We start from the raw sequence: 25,647 nt of genomic DNA on the forward strand, positions 1-25,647 counted from the left end.
AGGGCCGCCGGCTAGCAATTGCCCCATTGGCCCCCTGGCGAGCACGGCTATGCCTCGGAGTTCGGCCGGATACGCTTTTCATGATGCTGGTATTGAAGCATGACGGGTCCGATTTGAGGCGCAGACGTTATTAGCAAAGCACGTCGTGCGATCGGCCGGCTCTCGCTTAAGAACGGAAGCCCGCCGGATTGCTGATCACCTCTGCGATAGAAATTGCCTCAATTGCGGGACTTCCCGACGATCAGTACCCGCCGTTCTCGATAGCGACCTGATGAGGCCTGTGATGAGGATGGGTCGAGACGACGACCACATCCTGGCGATGATGACGCCGGCGCCCGTGGTCATAGAACGCGAGCTGGCCGTGGTGGCGATGATGAAGGCGTTGACCGTCTTCGTTGATGACCACGTTGTTGCCCTCGTTGTTGAAGTATCGGTGATGATGGCGATGGGTTGTAAAAATAACGTCGGCCTCGGCGGTCGAAGCTATCGCAGGCACAGCCAAGCTCAGCGCCAAAGCGCCAAAAATCACCGTTTTCATGGGGAGTTCTCCAAGGCCTGAATGCCCTTCGCCACATCAACTGCCGGCGAACACATTGGTTCCGGTGGGACGCAGAAAGCGTTCAAGATCATCGCCAGAATTCCGGTCACCACCAGCAGCACGCCCTCCACCAGATACCAAAGCGAATACCCCTTGACCGTCTGCCTCATTGCCTCACGAAATACCTCTGCGGCGGCATCCAATGGCTTGCTTCTAACAACGCTCCGTCTGAATGGGCCGAGACGTCTTAGGCTACAGTGCTCGGCATTCGACAACCGTCCAAGTGGGCTTTGCCGCCTTTGTCCGGCCCAGGTTCGCGCACTTCTATCAAAAGCCGCTCAATAGTCTTCGTGTCGTCGGGTGGTTAAGTATCTGAAGGACATAGCATCCTCCTTAAATCCAGGGCTGGAGCTCAATGGCCGCCCTCATTCTACACCGCCCATACTAGAGGCTGAGATTGCGATTGATACGCCTTTAAGAAACGGATAGCAAACGGTCTCTAGAGTCCAGGCAGCTATTGAACGTTAGAAGATCTTCACCCGAGCCATCACGGCGTTGACTTACTGTCTGCGCGTTAGTTTTTGCTAATGCTCTTCGTATCGATATCTGTATTTTGAATTACAATCCGGCTCAAGAGATCGATCTGCTCTTGCTGCTTATGAATGAGGTTCCGTAGTTCCTGGCTGCGCATTTGATCGAGTTTATCGTGCAGCGCCATAATCTCAATCTCAGCTTTCAGGTTCACTTGATAGTCATGGCTCGCGTCAAGCCTATCCCTCGCTGTCTGCCTGTTTTGGCTCATCAAGATCACAGGAGCCTGGATCGCTGCCAGCATTGAGAGCACAAGATTGAGAAAGATAAAGGGGTATGGATCAAACGCTTGCGCTGCAAAATGCAAGTTCGCCAGCACCCAGAAGGCTAGCACCACGCCAAATAGCCCAATGAATTTCCATGACCCTCCGAACTCGGCGACCTTGTCGGCCAGACGCTGTCCAAGAGTCTGGCCTTCATCGAAAGATCGATTAACGTCGCGAGTCACAGTTCTGCGGGAAACCAGATGCCGGAAGACGGAATGCTCGCGCTCATCGAGAGCTTCGATCGGTCTACCTAGATAACGCGAAACATGTTCGGCGATCTGCGGCTCGTCGTCTGCTACTTTTGTTTCATCGCTGTTCATGGCCAGTCCTTCACATGCCGGGAAATTTGATTTTAGCGTGCGGCCGTGGCCCCGCAATGCCGTAGCGGTGTGGCGCCAAAAGAACTCGGTTCACCGGTGTGGCGGCCGTCTGGCAGGCTCCATCGTCCAAAGTGGTGAGAGGCTCCGAGACGACCCATTTTTAGCTTTGTGGTCGGGATGATTGCTCGCCTCGCATCCGAGTTGCCGGCGAGCTTCGTCTCGATCAGGCTGGCATCGACAGCAAAACGTTCACTGCCTGTGATACCTTCCGTCCGCTCCACGCTGGTGCCGAAACAACAGCCACGATCAGCGTGCAGGTTCAGGTCGATCGACGGTGTTTTGCCCGATCCCCGGTCATTATTTTCATCGCATTCGGTCGATGGGCGTACCATATTAGTGCGGCTGGTCAGCAGGACCGGACCCGTTGGTTCCGATTGATGCTCTCCACAAACGCGTTCAGATGATGAACGCAGTCCCCGATCGGAATCCATTATGGATGTCGTTGTAAGAACTTACTCAGGTAAGGGCTCAAAAGAGCTGTTTTCATTCCTGGAAAAGAATAAGGCTAACATTGAAAAGCTCATGCGTTCTGTGAAAGGCTTTGAGAGCTACACGCTCGCACGCAGCAGTGACAGCGAAGGTGGCCTATCGATGACCGTATGCCAGGACAAGGCAGGCACCGAAGAAAGTGTCCGCCTCGCGAAGGATTGGATCTCAAAAAATGCAGCAGACATTAGCGCGGCTGCGCCAAAGGTTTCGGCCGGATCCATAATTATCCACGCCACAAAGCATTAGTTTTATGATTTTGCCCGGCCGTACAACGAGCCGGCCGGGCTTTTCAGGCTGGTGCGCTCAGCCCTGCGGCGCTGGTGAGGTTCCGCGCCTGACGGGGTTGGCTCCTCGCCTCCGGAGAGCGCGATAACACTGCCTTGCTGGTCTTCTGCAACCTCCCGACCTTCGCCTGACAAATCGGCCGTCTTAACCCCGGTCCTTCGCCCTGATCCTTGTCGGCGGCAGCTTAATTGCGTCGCAGTCGCAGCCCACCCTTCGATCAGATCCTGCGCTTGGTCGCATGGTCGGCCATATGCCATCTCGCCCGTTCGCGGCAAGGCGTCCTCCCGTCAACCCAGAGCGGCCTCGCGGCCGATCGCGCCCGGCCTGCTGGCAATGCCGATCGTGACTGCCGGACAAACGGGCCCCCCGATCCCAGATTTGAAAGGCATGCTGCGTGATCATTTCCGGCCGATCGCCGCCCATCTTTCGCGCCTCCATTTCACCTCTTTGTCCCGGCGTCATAGCGGTTGCAAGGGCGATCATTCTTTGTGTGGTGGCATAGGCCCGGGCGGGCTAACAACGTCGTCGTTTACTGCCGTGTGCCATTCCAGGAAGACGCTGTACCCGACTGCTAACAATACTGGCCCCAGAAATATCCCTATGAAGCCGAAGGCAAGAACTCCACCGACGAGCCCGAAAAAACTGAGCAGCACTGGCAGGCTGTTTGCCTGGGCAAGGAGATACGGCTTCAACACGTTATCGACGCTGCTGACGAGCAGCAAGCCCCAGGCTCCAACGAAGAAACCCCAACCGACCTCGCCTTGGAGGAATAGCCAAAGCGTGACCGAGCCCCACACAAGAGGGGCGGCAAAGGGCACGAAGGACAGAATGAAGGTGATGAAGCCGAGCAGAAGTGCCTGAGGCACGCCCGCTATCCAGAAGCCTATGCCGGCCAGCAGCCCTTGCGCGAGGGCAGTGCCGATTAAGCCGTAAACAACACCCGTTACCGTTAGACCTACCACAGACAGCAGATGTCGAGCTCGAGCGCCCGCTATGCGCTCGGAACTGATGCGCACGTAAGCTGCCATCTGCGGGCCACTTCGATAAAAGAAGAAAGCTATAAACACACTGAGGGCAAGCTCTAGCAGGCCCACGCCAAGAATTGCGCCGCTCGCGACGGCGATATCGGTGGCAGGTCGGATCAGCTTCGTGATTTCAATGAGAAAAGCCGGTGCGTTGTACGCCAAGCCTTGCCAGTAAGCGGCCAAGCGCTCACCAACCAGCGGGAGCCCTGCAACCCACGCTGGCGGCGCGGGAGGACCCTGCTCAAGGACACGATTTGCGCCCGTAACGATGCTCGACACGCTTTCAGCCAGCGTTGCCGCTGAAATGGCAAATGGCGCCACGACCACAAGTGCGATCAGCAAGGTCATCAATAAGGCAGCGAGTGTCCTTCGGCCACCCAGCAGTCGTTCGAACCAGCTATACGCCGGCCACGTGGAGAAGCAGAGCACAGCCGCCCAAAGCAACGCCGATAGAAAAGGCCAAAGCACGACTAAGCAGCCCACTCCCAGCAGCACCAGTGCCCCGATCCCCAGGATCTGCTCGACTGAACGGTCGAATTCCATCATGGCTCGCATTTGCTGTCTTGGTCATTCCTGGCATGTCCAGGCCGCTCGATCGAGTGGATAGCGTACCGAATCTAGCGGCCGTCAGCGTGCCCGTACGCACTGTCTCGATCGCGCAGTGACGCACCGGAATGTAGGCGTGCGGCGCGCAAATGATAGCTCAAGACCGCCAGAACCGAGATTCTTTTCGAGGATCTTAAGGCGAAAGGCTAGTATCCATTTGCGGACGACCGGATGCCGGATCAGGAGATCGGCGTTGCTGGTCATTTCGCTGCGCCAAAGCTATCAACCTCCGTCTCGCCGACAATCTTTTCCCAAGCTCGGCTCGACGCGGTGGGTTCTGTGGGTTAGAGAAAAGCATCAAAATTTCATAACAATTACCTTGAAAAACTGTATTTTCAACGCGCTCAGGCAGATATTTATTTCTAACCAACTCCCGGTTTCTTGGAACTATTTTGTATTTCGCTGGTTGTACAATGCAGGGTCGGCGTTTCGTTGATCCACCCAAAAAGGAAATTCCCATGAAAATTCAGATGGTTTGCGCTGGCGCGATAGCGCTTGCGATGATGACCGGTGCCGCACTTGCCAGCGGCAACACCTCAGCGCTCGACAATCCGGCCAAGATGTCGCCCTTCTTCACGGATGCCGGAATGAAGACCTTGAAGTCCGAGAAGGAATTCAAGGCCGCATGGATGGCGATGAAGGATGAAGACCGCGCTGGAATGATGAAGGAATGCGGCGACAAGGCGATAGCCAAGGCGCACGACAATTTCTGCAAGATGACCAAGCAGCTCGGCGGCGCAAACTGACGTTGATCATTAACTAGCAGGGATGGCGGGCCTTTTTCGCTCGCCATCCTCGAAGCAAGCCGGGTGCGAGAGAGATCTCTACCGGGCCGAAATCGATCGTATGAGCCTGCTCGCCTGACAGTGGAACAGTTCAGCATCGATCCACTCGCGGCTTCCGCATATCCGACAGCGAGCCTTGGTCCGCACCTCGTTGATCGTGGACAACGCCCCCCGCAGCTCTAACGGCAGAATCGCTGACGTTGCACCGGATGCCCGCCGCCGGCCCGCGTTAGCATCTATTGCCATGAATGCCGCTCCGGCCGCACGATCGGAACTCCATGCCATGCGGGAAAACTCGCCGGGCGAGGCGATCGACCCCATAGGTAGCTTCACCAGCCTCAAGGCGGCTTGACCGACAGGCCACGTCCTGCCAGCCACGGTTTCGGCAAAAATGCGGCCGACCTTACTTTGATTGACCGGCCCAAGGGTAGGAACCGCGGCGAAAGCCTCTATATCGGCAGCCATGGATGCATCGAGCGACTACCCGCTTTGTTACGAGCTTGCTTCGGACATCCAGCGCCTGTCGTTCGAATATTTTCTCAAAGAGGCAAACCCGGAAAATGGCCTGATCGCCGACCGCAACGCCCAGGCTCGCATAGCGGCCGTCGGGCTCGCCTGGCGCGTCCTATCCCGTCGGTGTCGAGCACGGTTTCATAACGCGCACCGCCGCCCGCCGGGCGGACATTGGCCACGCTTCGCTTCTTCTGGAACGCGCAGCATGGGCCGGAGCACGACGCCACTGGCTATATGGGCCTCTACTACCATTTCCGTGACATGGAGACGGGCCGTCGCGTCTGGAACTGTGATAGCGATGAATGTTGCGAGTTCCTTTAGGAGACAACCGTCCGATAAGGTTGGTTTCTTCGCGACCCCCGCCGGAAGATGGCCGGACCCGACTCTCGCTTTCGAGAAGCCGGGCCGCAGAGTTTCAATCAGTAATCATTATTCTCGATTACGATCGGATGGGGCCGGTGGAGGTGACGGGTCGGAACGGAACTCACCACCACCACGGTGTTGTGTCGGTGATGCCGATGCCAGTTGCGCTGGCCCTGATCATAGAATGCAAGCTGACCGTGGTGCCGATGGTGCAGACGTTGACCGTCTTCGTTGATCGCAGTGGTATCCTGGTTGGTGTTGTAGTGCTTATGGTGGGTTTTGATGACCACGTACGTCTCGGCTGCGGAAGCTGCTGCAGGGACAGCAAAGCTCAGCGCCAAAGCGCTCAAAATCACAAATTTCATGGGAATTGCTCCGAGGGCGGAATGCCCTTCGCCACAACAACAGTGGGCGGACGCATTCGTTCCCGCCCTGCGTCAATCTGGCTGGCCATGAACAAGCACGTTGCCGAAAGGGTCACTAATACGGGCGCATCCCCTGATCGCGATGTCGAAGGGTGGTTCCACTGCCCTTCCGCCCGCTGCCAAAAGCTCTCGACATGCTGCGTCCACGTCATCAACCATAATATCGATCTCTGGACGAATACGAAGATGAATTACTAGTTCTGCATCAGGCAACGCCAATCCGGCGGCTTCCGCGTCCGGCCAGATAAGGGCATGGCCGAGCCGATCCCGATAAAAGGATATGGCTTCCTCAAGATCGCTTACATGCAGTAGATAGTTGTCGAGTTTTCGAAACGATGGTTTTTGGCGGCCTCGTAGGCCATTGGGGAACCTCGCGCAGCATCGCCGGCTCACATCACACTACCCAAGATATGCTTTCGTACGCGTTCCGCAACGACTCAATGCTGTCTAGCTTGCAACAGCTTTTGTATCACCGGAACGGCAGCTATCGGTCGCTTCTGAAGGGCAGCTTCCCGGCTGTTCGAGCGCAAACCTGTCCGTCAGCAAACGTGGAGGTTTTTCGATGCGGGCCGCAGCGCAACGTCTGCCGCTGGCAGCATTGGCGGCCCGCGTTGACAAACCGTCGAAGGAGGAAGCCGCGGGGGGCTGGGTGGGACCTATGGGGAAAGCGCGGCCGCGGGTGTCTGTTGAGAAGTTCGGCGCTGACGGCATAAGCAACCGCGCCGGCCTGAGGGGGTGCGGTGGCATGATCGGCAGCAGATCTGCCGGTCTCCTTCCTGGCGGTTTCGACTGTTTTGCGGTGCTCAGCCTTATGTGGCGCAAACCGATGCGATCCCGGAATGCCGTGTTTTTCCGGGTCAGCCCTGGCCGATATGACGGGCGGCTCGTCATGCTGCCTGCTCCCGCGGTGGCGCACGGGATCTGGGCTTCTGGCCGCGGCGGAAGATCTCGATGATGCGCATCGGGCCGCCACACTCGGGGCATGGCTCTCTCAGGGTGAGTGGGATGATCTCGGCGCTTGGCGGATCACCCTGTCTGGCCGAGTGTGCTCTGAGCAGGGCGCGGATCCTTGCGACAGTGGCCTTGCGGCCTGCGCAGGTTAGATGGTGGGCGATGCAAGGATTGAACCCCTCCCGTGTGAAGGGCTCCGCTGTCTCGTCGGTGCGAGATCACATGTGTCAAACCTGCTGTCAGTGTGAATGCCCAATTTCGCGCCAGGTGTCCAGGTGGGCGGCTTCGGCTAACCCTCTGTTCGGCGACTACCGCTATGTTCGCCGTCCCATCCGCTCTTCACGCCGTTCACCATCGAACGCCTGCCTACCCTTTGCGGCCCATAGATGTCGCACATTGTCACCTTCATGGCTCTGCAGCTTATCGGCGATCCACGGCAGCGCGCCGTAGATGACGGCGCGATCGTCATTGGTCAGCTCGACGATGCCTGCCTTGATGACGAGACCACCGAGCTCGATCAGATGTCGTGTGCGTTTGCGGCGCTCGACCTGCCAAGTGCGCATGTCATGCCGAGCCATTGCCGCTTGCCAGCGATTGTGTGCTGCCCGGTTGCCCTGGAGCGCTGCGAGGGTTGCGCTGAGATGCCGGAGCAGTTTGCCGTGACCGGCTCTCGAAAAACGTCACCCCACGCTTGGCCCATGCCTCACGCTTTGCGGCGTCCTTCGTTTCGGCGACTGCAACCAATGCTCCCGCAAGTTCGTCGGTGCTAAGCTGATCGGCGCCGGTGGCAATCACCAGTTCGCCAAGCTGCTGCACCTTTCGCGTCTTGAGTTCTCGCGCCTTCTCTTCGAGTGCCTTCAGTTCGGCGTCGAAGTCGCGTGGTTTGCGCATAGGTGTCTCCATCGATTGCGATGGGGCGATGATAGGCGAGCCGTTGCCAGAAGGCTTCAGGGTTGCCGAGACAGCCCGGGACGGGCTGGTCCATCCCGAGAATTTTTCGAGGGAGGGCGCGCTTATACGTCGTGCCGACGTGCGCTTTGCCGTGCAAATAGTCTGGTCGCGATGGCGATCTATCATCTTCACGTCAAGGTCATTGGCCGCAAGGCTGGGAGCAGCGCTGTGGCATCCGCCGCCTACCGCTCGGCGTCGCGGCTGCGCGACGAGCGGATCGAACGCACGCACAATTTCTCGGCCAAGCGCGGCGTCATCCATTCCGAGGTGATGCTGCCGGACAATGCACCGAAAGCCTGGAGCGACCGCGAGCGGCTGTGGAACGACGTCGAGGCATTCGAGATGCGCAAGGACGCGCAGCTTGCCCGCGAGGTGGAGTTTGCCCTGCCGCGTGAGCTGAGCCAGGCGCAAGGCATCGAGCTGGCGCGCGACTTCGTGCAGGCCGAGTTTGTCAGTCGAGGCATGGTCGCCGATCTCAACGTGCATTGGGACAGGGCAGAGGATGGCAGTCCCAAACCGCATGCCCATGTCATGCTCACCATGCGGTCGGTGGACGAGGATGGTTTCGGCGCGAAGGTTCGAGACTGGAACGCTACCCAAATGGTCGAACGCTGGCGTGAGCGATGGGCCGGGCTTGCCAATGAGCGTCTTGCCGAGCTCGACATCGACGCTCGCATCGATCATCGCAGTCTGGAAGCGCAGGGCATTGCCTTGGAGCCGCAGACCCAGATCGGTGCACCGGCGCAACGCATTGAGGGCAGCGGCCTTGACGTTGCCGACACTAAAGCAGACCGCGCCGAACTGCATCGCGAGATCGCGCGCAACAATGGCGCGCGCATCATTGCCGATCCATCCGTGGCGCTGGATGCCATCACGCATCAGCAATCGACCTTTACCCGAAAGGACATTGCGAAGTTCGCGCATCGGCACAGCGACGACATCGAGCAGTTCAACGAGGTGATGGGCGCGATCGGCAACGCGGCGGATCTGATCGAACTCGGCAAGGACGGACGCGGCGAAGACCGGTTCACCACCCGGCAGATGATCGAGACCGAACAGCGCCTTCACCACGCGGCGGAACGAATGGCCGGGGAGGAACACTATGCGGTGAGTGATCAGGATCGCGAGGCTGGTCTCGCGCGCGCAGCGCAACGCGGGCTTGCCCTGTCAGGCGAGCAGCTCGACGCGTTGGCGCATGTCACAGACAGCCGCGGTCTTGGTGTCGTTGTCGGGTTTGCCGGAACGGGGAAGAGCGCCATGCTGGGTGTCGCGCGCCAGGCATGGGCTGCAGCGGGCTATGAGGTTCGAGGCGCCGCACTCTCCGGCATTGCGGGCGAGAATCTCGAAAGCGGTTCAGGAATTGCTTCGCGCACCATCGCCAGCATGGAACATGGCTGGGGACAGGGTCGTGATCTGCTTACCGCGCGCGATGTCCTGGTGATCGATGAGGCAGGCATGGTCGGCACGCGCCAGTTGGAGCGCGTGCTCTCCCATGCCGCCAAAGTTGGCGCAAAGGTTGTGCTGGTAGGTGATCCGCAGCAGTTGCAGGCGATCGAGGCTGGCGCTGCGTTCCGTTCGATTCACGAGCGACATGGCGGCGTCGAGATCGGCCAGGTGCGCCGGCAGCGCGAGGACTGGCAGCGAGACGCAACGCGCGATCTGGCAACCGGCAGGATCGGCGCTGCGATCAGCGCCTATGACACGCAAGGCATGGTGCATCAGACTGCATCGCGCGAGGCGGCGCGCAGCGATCTCGTCAACCGCTGGGATCGCGAAAGGCAGGCAGAGCCAGACGCAAGCCGGATCATTCTCACCCACACAAACGACGAGGTGCGCGCGCTCAACCAGGCCGCGCGCGAGCGCATGCGCGCCGCCAGCGATCTCGGCCACGATGTTCGGGTGGATGTCGAACGCGGGGCACGAAACTTCGCCAGCGGCGATCGTGTCATGTTCCTGCGCAACGAGCGCGGCCTCGGCGTCAAGAACGGCACGCTTGGCATCGTGGAACAAGTCAGCATACAGAGCATGGCCGTGCGCACCGACGACGGCAGGTCCGTACGGTTCGAGCTGAAAGACTATGCCCACATCGACCACGGCTATGCGGCGACCATCCACAAGGCGCAGGGCATGACAGTCGACCGCACCCATGTCCTGGCGACGCCAGGCATGGATGCGCATGGCAGCTACGTGGCTCTGTCGCGGCATCGAGATTGGATGGACCTGCATTATGGCAGCGATGACTTCGCGACCCGCGAGCGGCTCGTCCGCACGCTGTCGCGTGACCACGCCAAGGACATGGCGTCGGACTACGACCAGATCGACCCGGCCCAACACTATGCCGAGCGGCGAGGGATCAGCTTCCAACAGCGTGTGGTCGATATCGTGCGCAGTGTCGTTCCGGAGAGGCTGCGTGACCGGATCGGTGAGCTGCTGGACGGGTTGCGCTCAGCCGCAGATGCCGAGCACGGCCAGGACAGTGGACGCAGTCCGGGAAGGGAGCATGTTGGAGCGCTAAGCGCAGATGGCGGCGCTGTGCCTCCAAGAGACGCTTCGGCCAGGGGAGCGCAGCGCGAAACGGATGTGCAGGTTGACCCGGAAGCGGTGTTGCGCAGGGAACGCACCAATGCGCTTGTGCGTCATGCGCGCGCGATCGACGCGATCACTCGCACCGGAAATGCTGACGGGCAAAGCAGTCCCGAGCAGATGCGCGAGTTGAGGGATGCCCGCAGCGCGTTCGAGAAGGTTCGGCCGCATGGCTGGCGCGATGCCGAAGCGGCATACGTCAAAAATCCCGAACTGGTTCGTGAAGCGGGGGCGGGCCGCGTCAACCGCATCGTCCTTGCTCTCCAGCTTGAAACGGAAATCCGCACCGGACTGGATATCGATCCGGTCCGCCGTGCAGACCGTTTCGTGGAACGTTGGCAAAAACTCGATCGAACAAGCCAGCGTCAATATCAGGCCGGCGACATGTCGGGCTACAAGTCAACGCGCGCGGCAATGTCCGACATGGCTAAGAGCCTTGAACGCGATCCGCAACTTGAATCCCTGCTCGCCAATCGCAAAAAGGCGCTTGGCATCCAGGTCGAATCCGGCCGGCGCCTTGGCGCGGAACTCGCATTCAGCCATGGCATCGGCAGGGGGCGTGGCATAGGTATCTAAATTATATACCTTACCAAGGGAACTTTTCCTATGATTCGCGGCGACAGGCCGCGCGAGCCAGTAGGATTTGGGACTCACAGACGAGAGCCCGCCGCTATCACCATGACAACAGCGGGTTCGTCGGCGCGGTTCACGCTTCGCCCGGCAGGAAGGATTGCAAGGCCACAGAACCCCACTGTGGTCCCCAGAACGGCGGGGGTCGCCTTGTGACCCGTCCGCAACAAGATATTGAAATCGCTGCCAGGGGCCACCCAAACCATTTTCCGATTGGGAGGTTCGTTCTAAGATTTCGTATCGATCGCAAAGGGGCTTGCCATGAAATCGATTCTGCTCGCGGCCGCCGCTCTCATTGCAGCAACCGGCAGCGCATTCGCGGCTGACGTTTTAACCCAGGAACCTGTGGCCGCTACGTACAACTGGACTGGGCTCTATGTCGGCGCTCAGGCTGGCTATGAGTGGGCGAGGACGAGCTACAGCTTCAACGGCCCTGTCCCAAGCGGGTCCTTTACCCCGAGCGGTTTCGTGGGTGGTCTGTATGTTGGGTACAATCACCAATTCGACTCGCCGCTCGTCGTCGGTGTGGAAGGCGATATCGAATACGCCAATGTCAAAGCCAGCTTCAACAATCCATTTGGCAATTTGAGCGCCGGTAGCGCCGATTTGCGGTGGCAGGGCTCCGCGCGCGTTAGGGTCGGTTACGCCGTCGATCGCTTCTTGCCCTATGTTACCGGTGGCGTGGCCTTTGGCAATTTCCGCTTCGAGGGCGGTCCGGACCCGGCAACTTTGCAGTCTTGGACGAAGACCAAAACTGGTTGGACCATCGGTGCCGGATTGGAGTACGCGTTCGCCGACAAATGGAGCGCGCGTGTTGAGTATCGCTACACGGACTTCGGGACCGCCAATGGAAGTCTCGCGCCGTCCTTCCCGGGCGTGATCGAAACCATGAAGATCCGGGACCACGCAGTTCGCGTTGGCGTGAGCTACAAATTCTGATCGGACCGCCATCAACGATTATCAGGCCCCGGCATCGTCCGGGGCTTTTCGTTAGTGGCGAGAGAAACCATGACGGCTTGGACCGCCACGCGGGTTAGGAAAGAACTCGTTTACCAAGTCTTGTTGCGTTAGGATGACCTAATATACAAACCTGGAGTATGATTCCCACGGGACGGAGAGGCGTCGTTAGGAGAGACGCCATGCAACGTTTTATTCTTTCCACGTCAGCGATTTTGACGCTCGCGGTTCGCTGCATCTCGGGCCAGGCTCATGCAGCGGGGGATGGCGTAGCATGTAAGAATGGTAGTGTTCACGTCTCAGTTGGCGGAACGGGCGCCAAATGCTCGCCCAATGTAGGATCCACTCAGGTCACCTGCACAAATAGCGAAGGCGAATCGATAACAGGAAAGTGCGGCTCCGATGGTCACGGGCTGTGTCCGTCCACCTCCGGAACCGAAGATTGCAGCGCCACATCAAATCCTCCGGGCGGCGGCGTTGTGATTAAGCGTCCTCCGGTCGGCACAAGGCACAAATAGAACTGCTGTGAGAGGCTTAGTGGGAAAGGTCATTGTAGGCATTGCGGCGCTGATGTTCCTACTCGCTGCGGTGTCGACCATCTATTCCTTGATTTTCGGCTGTCCGCATGGCGGCAAGTACCGCTGTGAGCAGCGCATTAATCGCTACGTATGTGGCTGCCCGGAATCGTAGCGGCGGCGCCGGGAGGTAACCGCTACCGGCGCCTGAAGCGTTGACGGACTGAGGGAATGGCGACGGTCCGAAAGCCGAAGCCGCCGGGCGAATCGAACTCTATTACCGCCGCGAAAGGGAAGGGCGTTGGGCGATACTGGAGTTCGTCAAAGCCTTTCGTCTGATCGCGGCAATCATCAGATCAGGCCATAGCGAAACCCGATTCTGTAGACATGCTGTAGATCAGCCGGTTTTTAGAAATTTTCAGGATCGGCTAAGTCTCTGAAAAGTTTGGCTCCCCGGGCCGGGCTATAGGAGCCAAATCGAACCGCGTGGCAAAGTCCTATTATCTCAACGATACCAAAGCCTTGCGCAATGTCCCTCTGCTGAACCCATTCCGCTGTTGTGGACCTCTTGCGGAAGGAATGTGTACCGCAACGCCGTCCGATTGCCAAGGTGCGGTGGGTTCTCCCGCTTTGCCGCGAGGTATGCAAAGCTGATCTGATGGGTTGTACTGTTGCGAGACGAAAGGTGAGGGGGTGTCGATGAATGAGGACGACGCGAAATTCTTCCAGCTTCGCAAGGAGGGAAAGACCTATCTTAGCAGGGTCTTCACCCACGGTACGATCGATCCTGAAAGGCGGCGCTTTGCCTACGCCGTCTTCGAGGGGACCGAACGTGCCTTACTCGGCGAAATTGAAGGTGCTCTTTGCCTGCGGCTGACCGGTGAACAGCGGAAGACCCAAGTTGCGGCGTTAGTCAGTCAGGATGACGCGTCTGTAAGGCGGGTGACCCTGCAAACCTTTCAGAGCCGTGTGGGGGACTGGTACCAAGGCTACGCAAAAGATGCCTTCACGTTCCGTTCAGATGAGTTCGAAAGGCTTCTCGAGTTCTTGAAGCGGATCAAGTTCATAGACCTGTCTAACGAGGATCGATTTCAGGTTGAGGACATCTCTGTCACAGCGGGTCCCAAAATCATCACCGACGCCTCTGACCGCTCCCTGATCGATCGCATTAGGCGCATGGATGAGAGCCAGCGGGAGCACTTCTTCCGGTCCTTGCAGTCCAGTCTCTCACCCGAAGAAGTCAATCTTCTCTTGGGCAGGCGACAGGCGCTGGAACAGTTCCAAGCCAGACTTGAGGACGGGGCTTGGACGGAGGTCGATTGGCAAGACTTTTTCGAAGCCCAGAACTGGGTTTTTGGCTACGGGCTCGACTACCGGATCATGCGGTTGTTTGGTCGCGAGTTGGTGGTGGGGACGGCGGGCACCGACAACCAGAACAAGCCCACGGTCGATTTCTTGATGAGCTTCACGGACTACACGGTACTGGTCGAAATCAAACGGCCCGACACCGAGATATTCCAGCTCCGGAAGGGCCGTTCGGGCACGTGGCGGTTTAGTGTAGAGTTCATGGACGCAGTTTCGCAGGTTCTTGAGCAAAAGGCCGAATGGATGGCTGCGGCCCAATCCAGCGACCGCTTCGACAAATCCGGGACGCGGCGGCTGGAAGCGAGAACGCGTGACGCGAAGACCATCTTGGTCATTGGCAACCGCAATGAGTTCGATGCCTCGGACACCTTGAGGGACGCGGCGGTGAAGCGTGACACGTTCGAACTCTTTCGGCGCGACACGCGAAATCTGGATATCATCACCTACGACGAATTGTTTGAACGCGCCCGGTTCATCACGAGGAGCTAACGCAGTCGCTACTTCTTTGTAGGCCGTGTCGGAGCGGGGGTTGACGACGGCTTGCCAGCATCCGGCTTGCCCACGCCGCTAGGGACTACTGGCGCTGGCCGGTGGCTGGGGGTTCCCCGTTGTTCGTAGCTGGGAGTTGGTGGTCGCGCCATTTGGGACGGTCCTCGTGCTTGTGTAGGCATGGAGTGCCAACGAAATTACACCGACAATAAATAGCACGAGCGCCGCGACATTGAGGAGTTTCGTCGCCCCTCGGAATGGGTTTCCACCGCTTTCGTAAGCCGTGGAGTTGACGACGCATTTGTCCAGCTTGTCGATTTCTCTCTGCGCATCCTCCGCGCCCGTGAAGTACGACGTGATGTTTGCCGATATGGCAGCACCGAAACAAATCCATGAGGCAAGCAGGAACCCGCTTACCGCCGCGCTGCCTCCTCCGATCTTGTCCATGAAAACAATCGAGATACCGAGGGCACCGCTCGACACGCTCAACAGCGACTTGTCCAGCGTGGTTAGCTGGTCCGAGCGCAACTCGACCATCGCCTCCCGGTGCTTCAGGAGGCCCTCAAAATACGTCTCCGAGAATTCGCTTTCCTGGCTGGTCATCGTCTATGCCCCCCTTGCTATCACGCCGATGGCGTAGGAACATACTCCTAGATGGGGCGACACTCAACAGGAGGTCGCAGTGGTCCGACGCAATAAACCCAAGCAGCTATCGAGGGAGGAGCTGGAGCAATTCTTGAGGGCGGCCGAGGCGCTGCACAACAGCATCACGCGACCCCTCATATCGCCCCAGTGCGACCACTACAGGTCCCTTCAGGATTTGCACGAGGCGCTGTTGAAGACGGTCAAGGAAATGACTGGGCAGGATGCGGCATTCATCAGATGGAACGGGACGGGGCCGGTGAGCTAGACGGGAACCGAGGCGGCTCGACCGGTTTATCAAGGTGACACAGGATTTTGCCGACCGAGCCGCCCCGTAAGGCCAGCGTCGGCTAGCCTACCTTTTCAAGTTCAGCAGGTATCTGGGCTGGATCAAGGCCGCGTCTGAAAAGGCACATGACCTTGAGCGCAATCGTCTCGCGGTGCTCCTCCTTAACGATCCGATGCTGTTCGCAATAGTCCTTGAAAACTTGCCCCAGCAGTTCCAGCTCGTCTGCGTCGGCCACGCCGTATGGCAATGCTGACCGTTCCGGGGAATGGTTCCCAAGCATGCGTTGCCTCCGCTCGCTATGGACGACCCGGAAAAGATACACCCAGAAAAAGTCAGACACGAGAAAATTCTATGCGGACTTAGGTCCCAACGCGGATAGAGCCTACGGACGCCACCCCTCACGGCTAACGAAAGAATGGTCAGTTGGCCTGTTCCAATCGCTCCAACTGATCAAGCAGTGAGACTTGTTGGGTGGTAAGCGACAGCTCCACCTCCAGGCCGAGCAGTTTTTGAAGACCACGCCGGTTTGCTTCGGTCCTGATGAGCTTGCGCAAGGTCCTTGCGACGTCCGCTTCGGGTTCGCCGGGCATTTGGGCAATGCTTTCTGGTAAGTCTCCCCCATAGGCAAACGCCGCCAGAGCACAACGGTTCCGGTCGGTTTCAAAATGGCCCAAAAATCCGAAGTGTCGAACTGGATAGTTTCAGCAGCGCGATACCCCCCGCAGGGTCGCGGCCGCTTCACGCCCGGTCCACTCTTGGCCCACGGCAGGCCGCCCGGATGCCTCTCCTCTATGTCCCGTTGGGGCGTTTCAGTGGCTTCGAGGGTGCCAGAGGTGGAATGCATCATGCCGACAAGAACGCCTCTCCACGGACCGGACCGGACAGAAGGCGTGTCCACTAAGGTTTACGTTGGTGCACATTCCGCTTGACATGTGCACTAGGCGTCCACTAACTAGTGTGCACTAACGGTCTTAGACGAAAGGGCACAGCAATGGCGGTAGTCGGATATGCGCGGGTCAGCTCGACAGGGCAGGACCTTGCCACACAGATTGAGAAGCTGAAGGCGGCCGGGGCCACCAAGATATTTGAGGAGAAGCAGTCCGGCACCGACAAGACCCGACCGAAGTTGAAGGAGTGCCTGAACTACCTCCGGGATGAGGGCGACACGCTCTTGGTCACCAAGCTTGATCGTCTGGCCCGCTCTGCGGCGCACCTTCACGAGATCGTGGAGGGCCTGAACGCGAAAGGGGTGGGCTTCAAGGTGCTGGATGACCAGTCCCTCGACACCACGTCCCGAACCGGCAAGCTGGTCTTCGGCATCCTCGCCAGCATCGCAGAGTTTGAGACGGCCCTGCGTAAGGAGCGCCAGATGGAAGGCATCGCCAAGGCAAAGGCCGAGGGGCGCACTCTTGGCGGGCGGCCTGTGACGCTGGACCATGACCTCATTCGCAGCCTGAAGGCCGAGGGTCGCTCCGTACGGCAGATTGCCAAAGAGGCGGGCTGCTCATCCTCGGCAGTGCAGAAGGTGCTGTCGAGCTAAGAAGACGTTGGGCCAGCCGGCAGAATAACCATGTATCAGTTCCGCCCGGATGCGGGACAGTCTACGAAGCATCCGGCGTTCCTCTGGATCGCTGGGTGACTTTGTTTGGCCCGTATGCGGGACAACTCACTTATTGGCCCGGTTGCGGGAGCTTTATTCTCCATTGATTGATCGCAGGCCGTGCGGCATCCCGTGACCGTCTCATTCAACACACGAGGACCGCAGACATGACTGACCAGACCACCGCCGCCCCTTCAAGCCACCACAGGCAAGCCATCGCCCACCTTGCGAAGGCCATAGGCGGACTTACGACCACCATTCGCGCCGTAGGGTCCGGCCGAGAGCTACACGCACCCTTCACCCAAGAGCCGCTCGGGTGGACCAGCGAGGCCCTGACAGAGTTTGATCGGCTGTCGAAGGCATCGCAGGACGCCGGCTCGGCCGAGGCCAGCGACACCCTGACAGCGGTCTCGCCCCTTGCGCTTGTCGCCGAGGCCATATCGCAGGCGCTGGAGTGCGTTGCCGCCGGAGAGGGGGTGAAGTCGGTCCTCCGTTACGTCCTGATGGCTGACAGTCACCTCACCCAGTTCGTCCGCATGATCCCGGAGGAGGAGTACAAAGGGGCCATCCGGGACACATGGGGCCGAGAGGCAATGCCCGTTCGGCTCCGATAGGCTCTCTTTCGTGTCCCGTTAGGGCGTTTCAGCGGCTTCGAGGGTCCCGGAGGTAGAATGTACCGTCCGGAGCCTGAAGGCCGTTTTTGGGGCTGACCGGACAGGAAACCAATTACCCCTTCCTTCAGGAATGGCGGCCCCGTTTCAATTACAACTCCACTTAGGAATGGCGGCCCGGTTGTGGGTCTTACGTGATTAGGCCGTATCTTAGGAATGGCGGTCCGTTTCGATTACGACTTACCCTAGGAATGCCCGCCTCCCTCATGTGTGGTTATGAGTGTCTTGAGAGGGGCTTACCCAATTACCCCTTACTCTAGGAATGGCGGCCCCGGTTGTGGGTCTTACGTGATTAGGGCCTCACTCAGAAATGGGGCTCCGGTTCAATTTCGACGCACCTCAGGAACGGCGGCTCTTTCCAATTACCCCCTAACTCAGGAATGACGGCTCCGATGGGGTGTCCTACGTGATTAGGGACCGCTTCAGGAATGGGGCTCCGCTTCAATTACCCCACACCTCAGGAATGGCAGTCCGGTTGCCCTGATATGATTAGGGCCTGCTCTAGGAACGGGCCTCCGGTTCAATTACCACCCCATTCAGGAATGCTCGCCTCCCTAACGTGGCTATAAACGTGTTGACGGTATCGCGGGGTGATTACCCCCTCCCTCAGGAATGGCCTTCCCTTCACGCTGTTCTGAAGGTATGTCTGGGCTTGCCTGTCAATTACCCCCCACCTTAGGAACCGTCCCTCGGTACGTTCTATGGAGGCTGGATGATTACCCCCTCAGTTAGGAATGCTCCCCGGTTGCGCTGAACGTTATAGGCGTTCGATGTGACAGGGTTCGATAGAGCATCCTGACATCTATCGTTTTCTTGCCCGTAACGGGGCTCCTCCTTCGTTCTCTCTCCTCTGCCTCCTTCGACGCGGGACGCCAGCAACGTCCCTTCATCCAGACCTCATGCCTTCTCCGGTGGCTCCGTCTCCATAGACCGCCCGAGACGGAGTGTAGGCTCATGCTGTTCCCACCGAATGGTGTTTCAGCGTCCCGCGTCTCCTTTTGCTGCGAAGTGAGAGTGTGTCTGTCTGTATCTATTTTCCGGCCCCCGTAAGGCCCCCTTCAGTCCCACCCGAGCGCCCGCCGCTCCCTACTTCCCTCTTATTTTTTGGACCTCGTAACATGACCATCATCGAACAGGGTGGCGGCCCTACTCCAGGACGCCCCGATACCTACCTCAAGGCCCCTAACGATCACCGTAAGTGGGGCGTCTCCAGCGAAATCGTGCTGGTGCCGATCAACGACCCTAAGCGCGGCCGAGTGCTGTTCGCCAAGGTGGACCAGCGGTCTTTTGACAGCCTGCCGGAGCGAGTACGAAAGGCCCGCTGGGTGGTCGTCAAGGACGGCACCGCCACCGACGACTTGCAAGTCTCCGTTCGCGCTATGATCGGCGGCCGACTTGTGACCATTCCCCGTCTCATCATGAACGCGAAGGCAGGGGAGTACGTCCAGAACATTAATGGTAACCGTCTCGACCTTCGCAAAACCAACCTCCGGCTCAAGACCGGAGGCATGGGAAAGAACTGTAGGCGACACGACCTCGCCCTCGTGCGGGAGGCTTGCGATCAATGAGCCTCTTGGAAACTTGCGAGTGGTCGGACGAGTACCGCGCTGTCGTCGCCACCATAGGCCCCCGTTTCCGCGTCATAGTGGACCGCAGGGGCTTCGGTTGGAACCTACAGCAGCGCCGAGCGCGGGGCGGTGGACATGGGCGGTGGTTCTCTGTCGCTTCCTTCATCATGCACCGGGAGAGCCTCGCCTCACGTGCCATCCCGCTCATGCACTCGGGCTACGTCAAAGACCAAGGGATCACGCAAGAGGTGGTTGACGCCGCGCTGGCGCATCTGCCCGAGCGGTTCTCTCCCGAGCCCACTTTCGACCACCTAACGGTCCGCACCCGGCCACAGGCGGCGGCCCCAGCTTCCTACAAGACGGCCCACGACATCTTCGACCCTCGGCCGTAACCCTCATCACCATCACAAAAGGAGCAAAGGTATCTCCACGCATACCCACGGCGGAAACGCCGCGACCCTGACCGTTGAACTGTTCGGTTCATACGGTGCCCGACACAAGGGCTACGTCGTAGACTTCCGCAACGACAAGAGCCCCAAAGACCCGCTTGGCCCACTAGCCCGCCTTCTCATCCGCGAAGGCTTCCACCCTAACACCCGGATGCATGTCGTCCGCGACGGAGTGTCGGTCTTCAAACGAGACCGCAAATTGTCCGCGTGGGCCGGTGAGGATTGGACCGAAGCGGGTGCCGGGGGGCTAAGGCGCAAGAAGTACCGCGCATTCCCGACCGGTAAGCGCATTCCGAAGGCTCCGGCCGCCTTGGACGTAGAAAGTACCGTCCCGGCCTGAACACCTCTCCACGACCCTAACCAGACAAGCTTCCAACACAGTAGAAAAGAGAGACACACCCCTATGGCAAACTATGCCGACTTCCAGATCACCGCAGACACCGCCCTTGAGGCACAGGCCGCCGCTTCACAGTCCCGCAGCACCCCAGCCGCAACCCCCACGGTCCAGACCAATCGCAAGGTCCAGGTGGACACTCACGGCGATGGCCGGGTCGTCACGAAAGACCTTAGCCCCCGCAGCGTAGAGACGCAGCGACAAGTCCGCCCGGGCAACGTTCTCGTCGGAGGTGTAGAGACCTCTATCGAGGCCGCCCGCGCCGCCGGATTGCTCCCTCCGGGTTTTGATGGGCCTGTCGGGAAGAAGGCCACCCCGGCAGGCACCGCGCAGGCCACTTCCGTTAACGCCGCAGACGACGCAAAGGGCTCTGAAGCTGACCAGAAGGCCGCCGAGGGTGGCGCTGAAGGTGACGCCGCAACCGACCTCGCCGCAATGGTGATGGACACGCTTGCGGGAGCCTTGGGTGCTGACGCTGTAGAGACCGGCATTTGGCAGGCCGCCGAGAGCGGCGACTATGAGGCCAGCATCCCGCAGGGCGTCACGGACGACGCCGTGTCCGCGATTGTCGAGGGCTTCACCGCGCAAGCCAATGCCGTCCTCCGCAGTCTCCCCGCCGGGGTCGTGTCCGTGGATATGCTCACCGAGACCCTGAACGAGAACGAGCTTCGAGAGGCCCGCATGGCGACCATCTACAACGACCGGGAGAAGCTCGCCCACATTGGCAAGACCGCTCTCGGCCGCATGGAAACGATGCCCTACCAGAACCCGCAGGGGTTCGAGGCCCTCATAGCTGACATGCCGGAGAAGGAGCGCAAGACTCTGTCCTTCAACGAGGAGCGCCGGGAGTGGATGGTGAAGGTTCCGGGCCGACAGGCCATGTCCTTCGGCTCCGCAGTACGCGCCGGCCTCGTCCGCATCGGCTAATGCCGACCCAAGCCCTCAACAACACCAAGGATCACCCATGACCACAGAAGCCAAGACCGCGCCCGCAACCACCGTCGCCAGCGCCGTACACATGCTCGCCCCTTCGACCAGCAAAGCGGCACGACAGGCCGAACACGCGGAAGCTCGTTTGCGAGAAGCCGCCGCATATGCCGCCATGGTGGCGTCCACCGAGAAGTGACATCGCGTTACGCTTCGCTTGGGGAGTGGCAGGCTTACGTCCTCCGCTCCCGCACGGCGCACCTCTACCGCATCGCCAGCGACGGGAACGGAGGCTGGGTCGTGACCAGACCGGGCTCGAAAGAGCGTCTACACTTTCCTTACGGCCACCTTAGTCCCGGAGCGGGGACGGCGGACGACGAAAAGGCTATGCAGGATGCACCCTCAATGGATGCACAGGCAAAGACGCCGGCGGCGATGACACCGGCAGAGAAACATGCTGCGGACGTCAGGGGCAGCTATCCAGACCTAAGCGTATGATTGTGTCCGGTCGGGGCATTTCAGGGGCGTGTGATCTAGGACGGGTCTTTCTGCCTCCCAACCCCAAAAGCAGATCAATCGTGCTTACCGGACACAGACTAGGACCTGTCTGGTCGCGTGGCGTTGTCACGCGTCCATTTCGAGCGGCTGGTGTCCTTGCTGCTCATGCCAGATAACCTGTCGGAGGTCGCGCTTGTCGACCGCCTGACCGCATGAGGGGCAGGCGTAGTAGTGGTCATCTTCGTTCGGCATCTCGCCACCGTGCCGCCTGCCTGTGATGGGCGGTCCAAGATCCGATAGCTTGGTCATCCTCTAAGCTTGTCGGCTTCGCGTTCCAGCGTCTTGCGGTCGTTGCCGTGCTGCTTGATCAGATCGCGGACCTGTTGAACCGTCAGGCCCACCTTGTTGGCGAAGTGCCGGACTTCATAGTCTTCTTCCGCTGACACTCGGTCACGGTCCCGGCCGCCGCGTTTGCTCTTGTCGTTTGCCATGCTCGTTCCTCCTCCTCGGCAAAGGAGAACAGCGCCCGCGCTCGATTGTTCCATGAGCGCCAGCTAACGGAACGCTTACGGCTGTGCGATATTGAATAAAATTCGAGTGTCGCGTGGAGTGCCTATGCGTAAGCCTGCCGGCCGCGTTCGGCTGTCGTTCATCCGCCCTATGGAGCCCGAGCTGGTCGAACAGCCGCCCAAGGGTGGCGAATGGGGCCATGAGGTCAAATTCGACGGCTACCGGACCCAAGTCATCAAGGACGCTGACGGCATCCGCTTTTACACCAAGAACGGCTTCGACTGGACGGCCAAGTACCGGCCGCTGGCCGAGGAGGCGAAGGCGATTGACGCGGAGAGCTTCATCATTGAGGGCGAGACAATCGTCACCAATGAGGCCGGGCTGTCGAACTTCCATGCGTTGCGTTCGGCCATCACGAAACGCCCCCAAGACCTCTACCTCGTGGCCTTCGACCTTCTGCACCTCAATGGCCACGATCTGCGCGACATGCCGCTGAAGGACAGGCGCGAAATCTTGCAGGCATTGATCCCGGCCGGCGGTCGTATCCAGTTCAGCGAGGCTCTGCCTGGCACGGGTGAGGCCGTCTACCATCTTGCCTGTGAAGCTGGCCTAGAGGGCATCGTCTCGAAGCGTCTCGACAGCCTCTACCGCAGCGGCCCGACCATGAACTGGCGCAAGATCAAGTGCTACGTAGAGAAGGAGATGGACATCATCGGCGTGAAGCGGGAGACCGGAAAGCCGGCCATGGTGCTCATGGCTGACAAGGGCCACTACATGGGTGGTGCCTTCGTGACCTTCAAAGCCGACAAGCGGCAGGCACTATGGGACCGCGTTCAGGGCAAGGCCGGCGCACCGCCGCCCAAAGGGCTCGCAAAAGAGAAGGCCGAGTGGCTCAAGCCGGGTCTGGTGGGGCGGGTCAAGTTCCTGAAGGGCGAGGAGAAGCTTCGCCATGCGTCACTGAAGGACTTCCGAGAGGAATGAAAAATGCTGCCCAAACTCACCGCTCTCCCGCCGCGCCCCGGCCATTTGCCGGAACCAAGCTGGCCTGCTCTTCCGGGAGCGTAGCCATTTGCCGGCCGCGTCGCTGGAAGCTGCCCAGCCGAAGGCGGCGGGCTGCGCCTTTAGCAAGCTTCGCAGCCTACTCCGACTGTATGTCCATCGCCTCCAAATAGATGATGGCACGTCCGTCCTGGGAGCTATAGGATCGAGTTGAAACGACTGGGGACCTCGCGCGGGTCCCCCGGAAATGCCGAGGCGAAAAGATGCAGTCTCCGGTAGAAAAGAACAAAAGCCCACCTCGATCGTTGCCGGGTGACGCGGAACGTCAGGCGAGGCTACAGAAAATCGTAAGGCTCCGAAGCCTCCGATCCTACAGGACTTGCCTTCGGCTCGACCCAGACGCCGAATTTCACGAGGTGATCGACTGTACTGCGCTGTTTGAACCGCCGCATGACGTGGAGGCTGTGAGCCGATACCTATCCTAGAGTGGCTTTCCGGCCCGGATCATCGCCCTCGCGATCGCCAACTCGGCCTCGGCCTTGGCATTTTCCTTCTGGGCCATGTTGTCCGCCGCTATCAGCCGACGAAGCGACCGCATCACCTCACCGCGCTGCCACCCGGCCTCCAGCATGCAATCCACAATGGCCTGAAAGCCGGGCTCCATCGCCTCCTGACAGTCAATTTCGCGGTCGAGGTAATCGCGGTCATGGCGGGGTGCGCTGATCATGCGTTGCCTTCCACTGTACTGTCCTCGTCCAACGCATACGGAACCGGCAGATAGGCATTTGCGACAAGCCAATCGCTTACGATGGTTCGTATGAGGTCCGCCCTCGTGAGCCCCATTTCTTCAGCCACGGCCGACAGAGGCTCTTGCACGCTCGGATCGAGTACCAGCCCGGTCACGTTTCGCAGCATGAGAGCCGCTCGTCGGAGCATCACCTGAAGGTCCGCGCGGGAAACCTCGGCGATGTGATTGGCCGCGCTTTCCAGATCGGCGGCAATGTCATGACGGCTCATGGTCGGCCTCCAGCTATAGGTAGTGCTCGCCCTCCGCCCGGTGTTCAAAGCAGAACCAGTGGGGTGCCTGCTTCGGCTTCGCAAACCCCCAGCCGGCATCCTTGGCGCAGCCTTCGTGTTCGCAGACATGATGCTGGACGCCGGGCGGAGTGGCATATTCAGGTCTTGGCATTCGGATTTCGTCGCTCATATACAACAGTGAACAAAATGAGAACAAATCTGTCAAGCGCCTCTTGACCGGAGCCGCCGCCGTTCCTCATTTCAGGTCATGCCCGAGCAACCCGAGAAGTGGCCGAGAGGTGCCGCCTGGACACTGACGCATGCCCATGACGCGGGGCAGGTGGCGGGCATTCGCCGCGCCCGCTGTAGCATCACGCGCTACTACAAGCCGGCGGAGCTGCAGGAGGTGATCGGGAACGTCACGATTGACGAGGTACGGGAGAAGGTGCGGTGCCAAACGTGCAAGAGCAGGGAGTGGATGAGCGCCCAGCTCTTTCATCCGACCGGAGAGCAGGCGCACACCATCAGGTACAGGCGGCTCGTGGAAATCCGGTGGGAGAAGCGCGTCGTATGGCGGGACGAGTAGAGCCGAGACGCCTTCGGCTTTCGCTTCCTAAGCCGAAGTGGTTTGCGCGGCCCGCAGCCCTTTCACGAACGCTTTGGAGAACTCGACAGCGTTCACGAACAGTCCAGCGTCTTGCCAAACGTCAGGGGTCTTGTCGGTTCGCAGAGCAGCCAGTACCGGGCCTCCTGCGGTTCCGTATCCAAACCCGCCATTGAACACGCGACTGGCGTTGCCTTCCGGGTGTTCGATCAATTGGTTTCTGGCATCTCGAACGCCCGGAGCGGAAAGTGACTTCAAGCCGGGTAGCGGGTTCGCGGCCTTCATCGCACGGCCTGCAATCCAGTAGAACGTTTCTGAGTACAAGCAGACCAAATCCATGAGTTCGCTCTGTCGCTGCGTATATGGTTCTAGGGCAGCCACCCTCGCGTTTAGAGGGGCCCACTCATCACCACTCCCGTCTGCGGCGTTTGCGGGCTCGTCCCCAAGCTCACTAATTTGGCTGCTCTCGGCAAGGGCAGCGTTCAAGAGCTGGAGGACCAACCGGACCTGCGCAATCCTCTTTCTGACATCGATCCCTTGGTCGTTCAGCCTCCCGTTATATGTCTTGTCCATCCAACGGTAGTATTCGTCAAACTCGGCAAGAACCGCGTTTACGGCCGCTACCGCTCGGTCCCCGGCCTGAGCCTCGGCTGCGCGCTCTCTCCCTCCAATGTCTGATATGGCCATTCTACCCTCCACTCACCCCTTTGCTGTTTGTGTCCGGTGCGGCCTGTAGAGCGCCATTCGGGTCCGGTCGGTACATTCTACCAAC

General features: G+C 59.6%; 27 protein-coding genes and 1 pseudogene. 11 read left to right on the forward strand and 17 right to left on the reverse strand.

Annotated features, from left to right (window positions below; all coding sequences use genetic code 11):
• Positions 1-241: 241 nt before the first annotated feature.
• From AC0YKC_RS25195 to AC0YKC_RS25210, 4 genes are all read right to left on the reverse strand, one after another.
• Positions 242-538, reverse strand: a complete 297-nt coding sequence (locus tag AC0YKC_RS25195) for a hypothetical protein (RefSeq protein WP_488513028.1) — start codon at positions 536-538, stop codon at positions 242-244.
• Positions 535-741 carry a hypothetical protein gene (locus AC0YKC_RS25200; RefSeq protein ID WP_488513029.1) on the reverse strand — a complete coding sequence of 69 codons (207 nt, stop codon included), beginning with the start codon at positions 739-741 and terminating at the stop codon, positions 535-537. The genes AC0YKC_RS25195 and AC0YKC_RS25200 overlap by 4 nt, the downstream gene beginning before the upstream one ends.
• A gap of 371 nt (positions 742-1,112) precedes the next feature.
• Complete coding sequence (locus tag AC0YKC_RS25205) at positions 1,113-1,715, reverse strand: DUF1003 domain-containing protein (protein WP_488513030.1); 603 nt, start codon at positions 1,713-1,715, stop codon at positions 1,113-1,115.
• Positions 1,716-1,747: 32 nt separating this feature from the next.
• Positions 1,748-2,206: a hypothetical protein gene (locus tag AC0YKC_RS25210; RefSeq protein WP_488513031.1), complete on the reverse strand. Its 459-nt coding sequence runs from the start codon at positions 2,204-2,206 to the stop codon at positions 1,748-1,750.
• Between the two features lies 1 nt (position 2,207).
• Between AC0YKC_RS25210 and AC0YKC_RS25215 the strand changes: the two genes are divergently transcribed.
• Positions 2,208-2,510, forward strand: coding sequence for a hypothetical protein (locus tag AC0YKC_RS25215; protein ID WP_488513032.1), 303 nt, complete (start codon positions 2,208-2,210; stop codon positions 2,508-2,510).
• A gap of 518 nt (positions 2,511-3,028) precedes the next feature.
• On the opposite strand, the gene AC0YKC_RS25220 is transcribed toward AC0YKC_RS25215, so the two are convergent.
• On the reverse strand, positions 3,029-4,120 hold the full coding sequence (locus AC0YKC_RS25220; protein ID WP_488513033.1) for an AI-2E family transporter: 1,092 nt from the start codon (positions 4,118-4,120) through the stop codon (positions 3,029-3,031).
• A gap of 518 nt (positions 4,121-4,638) precedes the next feature.
• On the opposite strand from AC0YKC_RS25220, the gene AC0YKC_RS25225 reads away from it, so the two are divergent.
• Entirely contained in the window at positions 4,639-4,926 is a 288-nt protein-coding gene (locus AC0YKC_RS25225) for a hypothetical protein (RefSeq protein ID WP_488513034.1), read from the forward strand.
• A 971-nt stretch (positions 4,927-5,897) separates the two neighbouring features.
• Here AC0YKC_RS25225 and AC0YKC_RS25230 read toward each other — a convergent pair.
• The 5 genes and pseudogenes from AC0YKC_RS25230 to AC0YKC_RS25250 form a co-directional block, all read right to left on the reverse strand.
• Entirely contained in the window at positions 5,898-6,206 is a 309-nt protein-coding gene (locus AC0YKC_RS25230; protein WP_488513035.1) for a hypothetical protein, read from the reverse strand.
• A 72-nt stretch (positions 6,207-6,278) separates the two neighbouring features.
• Positions 6,279-6,659 carry a VOC family protein gene (locus AC0YKC_RS25235; protein WP_488513036.1) on the reverse strand — a complete coding sequence of 127 codons (381 nt, stop codon included), beginning with the start codon at positions 6,657-6,659 and terminating at the stop codon, positions 6,279-6,281.
• 494 nt (positions 6,660-7,153) lie between these two features.
• Positions 7,154-7,399, reverse strand: a pseudogene (locus AC0YKC_RS25240) (IS91 family transposase); the annotation flags it as partial.
• 132 nt (positions 7,400-7,531) lie between these two features.
• A complete protein-coding gene (locus tag AC0YKC_RS25245) occupies positions 7,532-7,780 on the reverse strand; it encodes a conjugal transfer protein TraD (RefSeq protein WP_488513067.1) in 249 nt (82 codons plus the stop codon).
• Position 7,781: 1 nt separating this feature from the next.
• A complete protein-coding gene (locus AC0YKC_RS25250; protein ID WP_488513037.1) occupies positions 7,782-8,108 on the reverse strand; it encodes a conjugal transfer protein TraD in 327 nt (108 codons plus the stop codon).
• A 171-nt stretch (positions 8,109-8,279) separates the two neighbouring features.
• Here AC0YKC_RS25250 and traA point away from each other — a divergent pair, with 171 nt between their 5' ends.
• The 3 genes from traA (at position 8,280) to AC0YKC_RS25265 (ending at position 14,707) form a co-directional block, all read left to right on the forward strand.
• Positions 8,280-11,327, forward strand: a complete 3,048-nt coding sequence (gene traA, locus AC0YKC_RS25255; RefSeq protein ID WP_488513038.1) for a Ti-type conjugative transfer relaxase TraA — start codon at positions 8,280-8,282, stop codon at positions 11,325-11,327.
• Positions 11,328-11,642: 315 nt separating this feature from the next.
• On the forward strand, positions 11,643-12,320 hold the full coding sequence (locus tag AC0YKC_RS25260) for an outer membrane protein (protein WP_488513039.1): 678 nt from the start codon (positions 11,643-11,645) through the stop codon (positions 12,318-12,320).
• Positions 12,321-13,552: 1,232 nt separating this feature from the next.
• Entirely contained in the window at positions 13,553-14,707 is a 1,155-nt protein-coding gene (locus AC0YKC_RS25265; protein ID WP_488513040.1) for a Shedu immune nuclease family protein, read from the forward strand.
• Between the two features lie 78 nt (positions 14,708-14,785).
• Here the strand turns inward: AC0YKC_RS25265 and AC0YKC_RS25270 are convergent, their stop codons facing one another.
• The 3 genes from AC0YKC_RS25270 to AC0YKC_RS25280 all read right to left on the reverse strand — a co-directional run bounded on the left by AC0YKC_RS25270 (position 14,786) and on the right by AC0YKC_RS25280 (position 16,312).
• Positions 14,786-15,310: a hypothetical protein gene (locus AC0YKC_RS25270; RefSeq protein WP_488513041.1), complete on the reverse strand. Its 525-nt coding sequence runs from the start codon at positions 15,308-15,310 to the stop codon at positions 14,786-14,788.
• A 389-nt stretch (positions 15,311-15,699) separates the two neighbouring features.
• Positions 15,700-15,918 carry a hypothetical protein gene (locus AC0YKC_RS25275; protein WP_488513042.1) on the reverse strand — a complete coding sequence of 73 codons (219 nt, stop codon included), beginning with the start codon at positions 15,916-15,918 and terminating at the stop codon, positions 15,700-15,702.
• A gap of 139 nt (positions 15,919-16,057) precedes the next feature.
• Entirely contained in the window at positions 16,058-16,312 is a 255-nt protein-coding gene (locus AC0YKC_RS25280; RefSeq protein ID WP_488513043.1) for a hypothetical protein, read from the reverse strand.
• A gap of 317 nt (positions 16,313-16,629) precedes the next feature.
• Between AC0YKC_RS25280 and AC0YKC_RS25285 the strand changes: the two genes are divergently transcribed.
• The 5 genes from AC0YKC_RS25285 (at position 16,630) to AC0YKC_RS25305 (ending at position 21,446) form a co-directional block, all read left to right on the forward strand.
• The gene (locus AC0YKC_RS25285; RefSeq protein WP_488513044.1) at positions 16,630-17,178 is read left to right on the forward strand and encodes a recombinase family protein; all 549 of its coding nucleotides are present in this window, start codon (positions 16,630-16,632) and stop codon (positions 17,176-17,178) included.
• Positions 17,179-17,405: 227 nt separating this feature from the next.
• Positions 17,406-17,852 carry a hypothetical protein gene (locus AC0YKC_RS25290; RefSeq protein ID WP_488513046.1) on the forward strand — a complete coding sequence of 149 codons (447 nt, stop codon included), beginning with the start codon at positions 17,406-17,408 and terminating at the stop codon, positions 17,850-17,852.
• A gap of 1,175 nt (positions 17,853-19,027) precedes the next feature.
• The gene (locus AC0YKC_RS25295) at positions 19,028-19,477 is read left to right on the forward strand and encodes a hypothetical protein (RefSeq protein WP_488513047.1); all 450 of its coding nucleotides are present in this window, start codon (positions 19,028-19,030) and stop codon (positions 19,475-19,477) included.
• Positions 19,478-20,329: 852 nt separating this feature from the next.
• Positions 20,330-21,247 carry a hypothetical protein gene (locus AC0YKC_RS25300; protein WP_488513048.1) on the forward strand — a complete coding sequence of 306 codons (918 nt, stop codon included), beginning with the start codon at positions 20,330-20,332 and terminating at the stop codon, positions 21,245-21,247.
• A gap of 37 nt (positions 21,248-21,284) precedes the next feature.
• Complete coding sequence (locus AC0YKC_RS25305; protein ID WP_488513049.1) at positions 21,285-21,446, forward strand: hypothetical protein; 162 nt, start codon at positions 21,285-21,287, stop codon at positions 21,444-21,446.
• Between the two features lie 604 nt (positions 21,447-22,050).
• Here the strand turns inward: AC0YKC_RS25305 and AC0YKC_RS25310 are convergent.
• Positions 22,051-22,236, reverse strand: coding sequence for a DUF3606 domain-containing protein (locus AC0YKC_RS25310; RefSeq protein ID WP_488513050.1), 186 nt, complete (start codon positions 22,234-22,236; stop codon positions 22,051-22,053).
• Positions 22,237-22,360: 124 nt separating this feature from the next.
• Between AC0YKC_RS25310 and AC0YKC_RS25315 the strand changes: the two genes are divergently transcribed.
• Entirely contained in the window at positions 22,361-23,236 is an 876-nt protein-coding gene (locus tag AC0YKC_RS25315) for an ATP-dependent DNA ligase (RefSeq protein WP_488513051.1), read from the forward strand.
• A gap of 499 nt (positions 23,237-23,735) precedes the next feature.
• On the opposite strand, the gene AC0YKC_RS25320 is transcribed toward AC0YKC_RS25315, so the two are convergent.
• From AC0YKC_RS25320 to AC0YKC_RS25330, 3 genes are all read right to left on the reverse strand, one after another.
• Positions 23,736-23,981 carry a hypothetical protein gene (locus AC0YKC_RS25320; protein ID WP_488513052.1) on the reverse strand — a complete coding sequence of 82 codons (246 nt, stop codon included), beginning with the start codon at positions 23,979-23,981 and terminating at the stop codon, positions 23,736-23,738.
• Positions 23,978-24,271 carry a hypothetical protein gene (locus AC0YKC_RS25325; protein ID WP_488513053.1) on the reverse strand — a complete coding sequence of 98 codons (294 nt, stop codon included), beginning with the start codon at positions 24,269-24,271 and terminating at the stop codon, positions 23,978-23,980. The genes AC0YKC_RS25320 and AC0YKC_RS25325 overlap by 4 nt, the downstream gene beginning before the upstream one ends.
• A gap of 613 nt (positions 24,272-24,884) precedes the next feature.
• Positions 24,885-25,562 carry a hypothetical protein gene (locus AC0YKC_RS25330; protein ID WP_488513054.1) on the reverse strand — a complete coding sequence of 226 codons (678 nt, stop codon included), beginning with the start codon at positions 25,560-25,562 and terminating at the stop codon, positions 24,885-24,887.
• Between the last annotated feature and the right edge of the window lie 85 nt (positions 25,563-25,647).

This window comes from Mesorhizobium sp. CNPSo 4661, assembly GCF_057784215.1.

What these genes read in the sequence shown, in the direction of transcription:
- AC0YKC_RS25195 (WP_488513028.1), bottom strand. Translation starts at nt 538, where the DNA reads ATGAAAACGGTGATTTTTGGCGCTTTGGCGCTGAGCTTGGCTGTGCCT.
- AC0YKC_RS25205 (WP_488513030.1), bottom strand. Translation starts at nt 1,715, where the DNA reads ATGAACAGCGATGAAACAAAAGTAGCAGACGACGAGCCGCAGATCGCC.
- AC0YKC_RS25210 (WP_488513031.1), bottom strand. Translation starts at nt 2,206, where the DNA reads ATGGATTCCGATCGGGGACTGCGTTCATCATCTGAACGCGTTTGTGGA.
- AC0YKC_RS25215 (WP_488513032.1), top strand. Translation starts at nt 2,208, where the DNA reads ATGGATGTCGTTGTAAGAACTTACTCAGGTAAGGGCTCAAAAGAGCTG.
- AC0YKC_RS25220 (WP_488513033.1), bottom strand. Translation starts at nt 4,120, where the DNA reads ATGATGGAATTCGACCGTTCAGTCGAGCAGATCCTGGGGATCGGGGCA.
- AC0YKC_RS25225 (WP_488513034.1), top strand. Translation starts at nt 4,639, where the DNA reads ATGAAAATTCAGATGGTTTGCGCTGGCGCGATAGCGCTTGCGATGATG.
- AC0YKC_RS25230 (WP_488513035.1), bottom strand. Translation starts at nt 6,206, where the DNA reads ATGAAATTTGTGATTTTGAGCGCTTTGGCGCTGAGCTTTGCTGTCCCT.
- AC0YKC_RS25245 (WP_488513067.1), bottom strand. Translation starts at nt 7,780, where the DNA reads ATGCGCACTTGGCAGGTCGAGCGCCGCAAACGCACACGACATCTGATC.
- AC0YKC_RS25250 (WP_488513037.1), bottom strand. Translation starts at nt 8,108, where the DNA reads ATGCGCAAACCACGCGACTTCGACGCCGAACTGAAGGCACTCGAAGAG.
- traA (WP_488513038.1), top strand. Translation starts at nt 8,280, where the DNA reads ATGGCGATCTATCATCTTCACGTCAAGGTCATTGGCCGCAAGGCTGGG.
- AC0YKC_RS25260 (WP_488513039.1), top strand. Translation starts at nt 11,643, where the DNA reads ATGAAATCGATTCTGCTCGCGGCCGCCGCTCTCATTGCAGCAACCGGC.
- AC0YKC_RS25265 (WP_488513040.1), top strand. Translation starts at nt 13,553, where the DNA reads ATGAATGAGGACGACGCGAAATTCTTCCAGCTTCGCAAGGAGGGAAAG.
- AC0YKC_RS25270 (WP_488513041.1), bottom strand. Translation starts at nt 15,310, where the DNA reads ATGACCAGCCAGGAAAGCGAATTCTCGGAGACGTATTTTGAGGGCCTC.
- AC0YKC_RS25275 (WP_488513042.1), bottom strand. Translation starts at nt 15,918, where the DNA reads ATGCTTGGGAACCATTCCCCGGAACGGTCAGCATTGCCATACGGCGTG.
- AC0YKC_RS25285 (WP_488513044.1), top strand. Translation starts at nt 16,630, where the DNA reads ATGGCGGTAGTCGGATATGCGCGGGTCAGCTCGACAGGGCAGGACCTT.
- AC0YKC_RS25290 (WP_488513046.1), top strand. Translation starts at nt 17,406, where the DNA reads ATGACTGACCAGACCACCGCCGCCCCTTCAAGCCACCACAGGCAAGCC.
- AC0YKC_RS25295 (WP_488513047.1), top strand. Translation starts at nt 19,028, where the DNA reads ATGACCATCATCGAACAGGGTGGCGGCCCTACTCCAGGACGCCCCGAT.
- AC0YKC_RS25300 (WP_488513048.1), top strand. Translation starts at nt 20,330, where the DNA reads ATGGCAAACTATGCCGACTTCCAGATCACCGCAGACACCGCCCTTGAG.
- AC0YKC_RS25305 (WP_488513049.1), top strand. Translation starts at nt 21,285, where the DNA reads ATGACCACAGAAGCCAAGACCGCGCCCGCAACCACCGTCGCCAGCGCC.
- AC0YKC_RS25310 (WP_488513050.1), bottom strand. Translation starts at nt 22,236, where the DNA reads ATGGCAAACGACAAGAGCAAACGCGGCGGCCGGGACCGTGACCGAGTG.
- AC0YKC_RS25315 (WP_488513051.1), top strand. Translation starts at nt 22,361, where the DNA reads ATGCGTAAGCCTGCCGGCCGCGTTCGGCTGTCGTTCATCCGCCCTATG.
- AC0YKC_RS25320 (WP_488513052.1), bottom strand. Translation starts at nt 23,981, where the DNA reads ATGATCAGCGCACCCCGCCATGACCGCGATTACCTCGACCGCGAAATT.
- AC0YKC_RS25325 (WP_488513053.1), bottom strand. Translation starts at nt 24,271, where the DNA reads ATGAGCCGTCATGACATTGCCGCCGATCTGGAAAGCGCGGCCAATCAC.
- AC0YKC_RS25330 (WP_488513054.1), bottom strand. Translation starts at nt 25,562, where the DNA reads ATGGCCATATCAGACATTGGAGGGAGAGAGCGCGCAGCCGAGGCTCAG.